Below are 3,212 nucleotides of genomic sequence, written 5' to 3' on the forward strand. Positions count from 1 at the left end.
AGGCTTATTATATTATAATGTCAATTCCTTTTATAATAAATTTACATCAGGGAATACATATTACTGGGTAAACGGTATCCTAGCTGCTGGATTTCTTATATCCTTAATTATCAACATAAAAGATATCATCAAGAAAAACTACACAACTTCTGAATCGAATTAAGGAGCCTATTACGGTTCCTTTTTCTATGTAAAATAAAAAAGCAGCGTATTCGCTACTTACACAAATCGCTAAATGAATCTTACTTAAAAATATTTCTCATTTATTTGTTACAAACTCCCTTCTGAATTGTATATACCCATGTAAAAACTAAATATAAAGGAGTAGAAACATGAAACTAAAAATCAAGAGACCAAACGCATCTAAATCAGATTTTTACATTTCTCCAGAGTTTATTAGCGCTATTGGAATGTTAGTCACATCTCTTCACCTAGCAGGAATCATTTGATTCTTGCTTTTTCTATTCATTGTGTTCGTTTGTTTTGTAAAATGTTAAATCCAATTGAAACTGCGTCCTTCGAGTTAATAAGTACTAATTAAAAACATAACAAAAAAGAGTGCGTTTCTTCATCACACTCTTTCAAAAGACTTTACCAATCTCGTCTACGACCGCATCCGCAAAATACTAAATCATCCCAAAATCTATTACAATCTCGAGAATGTCCAAAATTATTATTCCATCCCATAGATATGATTCCCTCCTCTAAAAATAGAATTCATCATATTCTATCCTTAACAACAAACAAGACGCCACCCAGATCATGTAGCGCCTACGATAATTACTATACACATGTTTGTTCTATCTACATAGTAAAATAAAACACCCATAATGAACACATCATAAGATTAGTAACCCTATTTTCTGTCCGTTGATTATTATGTTTATAGACCTAGATTATGCACATCTATATTCAGTAAGTGCATACCCTATTACATGAATACTACTTTAGGAGTGATTATATTATGAATCCTTTCCCGATGAGGATTGTTGTAGCTCCAACTTCGACTTGGCAACATTTACTTCACCATCCTTCATATGGTATGCAACCTGGGCATATCCCCTTTACTCCTACAATTGCGCCTTCTCCTGTAATATACCAATATCATTATATTTTTCCAGCATTGTATTTCCAAGAGTTTCACGGTACATTTAACATCTAATCTAAATAGAAAAATATCCGTTATCTGTACCATTGATGATCAATTCATGTTATACCTAAAACAGTATTTAAATACGTTTAATGTGTAATTTCTATATAAAAAAGAAAAAACGTCTATTTTGATACTTCTACTTTATTTTCATTAAAAAGTTTGCTACATTTTCCATAATTTATTCTTTCCGCCATGTTAATGCAAAAACCCTCTTTCTTTACTCTTGACACAAATCATTATATTACATTTATGTATGGAGATATAAAAAACATAACCTTTGAAGACCAATTCCTAAAAGGGGATTATTTATACCTCTTATTAAAACTAACATCAAAATACTAAACTCAATAAAAAACACAAAAGCCACGACACTCACGCATCGCGGCTGAATATATACATGTAATTGATCTTTTCGTCCTATTTGCGGATTCTTACCGCCCTTGCCCGTTCTCCGGTAACGTTTTGATAAAGGGGCTATGATCATTGGTTATGAGCGCATAAATACGTTATCCCCACACTATTCTTTTTTCAAAGAACTGTATAGGTATAGCGTAATATTGATTCTGCTTTGAGAAATCCCCAAAAACGTCCTCGAGTTTGTCCCCTTTTTTGTCGATATTTAAAGGATATATAATTATTCGATTCCGGAGATTTTCATCTTTTCATATTCTTCGTTGACTCTTCTTAAAATGGCATTATATAAATCTAGAAAACCTTTATTATCATCCTCGTCTACATCTTCATACCATTCGCATCTCCTTATCTCTTCATCAATTCTTAATACTTTCTCTTGAATATCCGAATCTAACACATGGAATTTTTTGAATAAAATTGGTCTAATGCATGTTAGATAATTTCCTACTTGGAATTGATAAATATCCATTGGTTTATTTCTATCAAGCTCAATTACTTGACTTACTCCATTTTTCTCAAGGAGTTCATTATACACTTCAAATTTCAAGTTTTTATTATTTTGTAATTCATTCCACTCCAACTTATTTCGCTCTAACTCGATTTGACGTTTAAAACTTTTATTCTGAGTAATAATAGCACCAACTATACCAATAATAGCGCCCGCTAATGTGCCTAATAATGTAATCACACTTGGTATCCAACTCATAAATATACCTCCATTAAATTAAATTTAAAACACCAATCCTCTATATACAAAATAACACATATCTATATAATCCCCAAAGCTGTAGCTATCAACTGAATAGCGCTTTTTTTCTTCTGATAAAACGTATCTCGCTTTATCATTAATTCGTTGTACACAAACGAATCCTTAACCTTCCGATTCCCAAGGTACTTCATCTCAATTATCCTGCGTTCATCTTCATCAAGTGCATGTTTTAACGTCCGTTCAATTTGTTTAAAACGTATCTCGTGATTCTTATCGTCACCTTTCATTTTAGGAAAAAGAACAACACACCCAGCTTGAGCCCGTTCTTCTTGATTCTTCATCCGGACGCACAATGCTTTGTAGTTTTTCAGCTCCTTCACCACAAGTCTTCGCATCTCCTTTTCATCGATGTCTTCAAAAAATGACAATTGATTCATACGATACGGTTCCCCTCCGTTCGATGTGATTACTCTTTAAAACATTACTTCATTTCTTTCTGGCATTCTTTTAAATAATCGATAGCCTCTCGAATCTGTTCTTTTGTTGAAAGTAATTCCATCACATCGCCTTCTGTGTTATAAACACGAATCGTTCTATTCTTAAACTCCATACCCAACATCCCGTCATCACCTAAAAGTTTTATGTTATTCTCCATTCTTCTAACCTCACTTTCTATTCAAAGGATTATTTTGTTGAGTTTTTATAATGCTCTCTTTTCTCTTAGTAATTGACTGTTATTGATTATGACCGTATGAGCATTGCATTTTTCTTTTAATAGATCCATTAAATCTAGGACATCTTTTCTACTATTGAGTTTCGAACGACTATTGAATAAATACGTACAATCCGTATTACCGTTATTATGGTAATACTTATAAGAAATCAAATACTCAAATCTACGTGGTCTCATTTCTCTTCCTCCCCTGAATAAAACTC

5 protein-coding genes are annotated in these 3,212 nt (G+C 32.5%); 1 reads left to right on the top strand and 4 read right to left on the bottom strand.

The genetic code is table 11. The features are described from left to right. Positions 1-964: 964 nt before the first annotated feature. Positions 965-1,162, top strand: a complete 198-nt coding sequence (locus ABWK52_RS16315; RefSeq protein ID WP_001067905.1) for a hypothetical protein — start codon at positions 965-967, stop codon at positions 1,160-1,162. Between the two features lie 625 nt (positions 1,163-1,787). Here ABWK52_RS16315 and ABWK52_RS16320 read toward each other — a convergent pair. From ABWK52_RS16320 to ABWK52_RS16335, 4 genes are all read right to left on the bottom strand, one after another. Further along, on the bottom strand, positions 1,788-2,273 hold the full coding sequence (locus ABWK52_RS16320) for a hypothetical protein (protein WP_084064283.1): 486 nt from the start codon (positions 2,271-2,273) through the stop codon (positions 1,788-1,790). 62 nt (positions 2,274-2,335) lie between these two features. Continuing rightward, on the bottom strand, positions 2,336-2,713 hold the full coding sequence (locus ABWK52_RS16325; RefSeq protein WP_001072809.1) for an ArpU family phage packaging/lysis transcriptional regulator: 378 nt from the start codon (positions 2,711-2,713) through the stop codon (positions 2,336-2,338). Between the two features lie 44 nt (positions 2,714-2,757). Next, complete coding sequence (locus ABWK52_RS16330) at positions 2,758-2,886, bottom strand: hypothetical protein (protein ID WP_002063172.1); 129 nt, start codon at positions 2,884-2,886, stop codon at positions 2,758-2,760. 90 nt (positions 2,887-2,976) lie between these two features. After that, positions 2,977-3,212 (bottom strand): hypothetical protein (locus tag ABWK52_RS16335; protein WP_353772002.1); only part of this gene is annotated, 236 nt, incomplete at its 5' end.

Source organism: Bacillus sp. AP50 (genome assembly GCF_040492675.1).
GTDB classification, from domain to species: Bacteria; Bacillota; Bacilli; order Bacillales; family Bacillaceae_G; genus Bacillus_A; species Bacillus_A cereus.

What these genes read in the sequence shown, in the direction of transcription:
- ABWK52_RS16315 (WP_001067905.1), top strand. Translation starts at nt 965, where the DNA reads ATGAATCCTTTCCCGATGAGGATTGTTGTAGCTCCAACTTCGACTTGG.
- ABWK52_RS16320 (WP_084064283.1), bottom strand. Translation starts at nt 2,273, where the DNA reads ATGAGTTGGATACCAAGTGTGATTACATTATTAGGCACATTAGCGGGC.
- ABWK52_RS16325 (WP_001072809.1), bottom strand. Translation starts at nt 2,713, where the DNA reads ATGAATCAATTGTCATTTTTTGAAGACATCGATGAAAAGGAGATGCGA.
- ABWK52_RS16330 (WP_002063172.1), bottom strand. Translation starts at nt 2,886, where the DNA reads ATGGAGTTTAAGAATAGAACGATTCGTGTTTATAACACAGAAGGCGAT.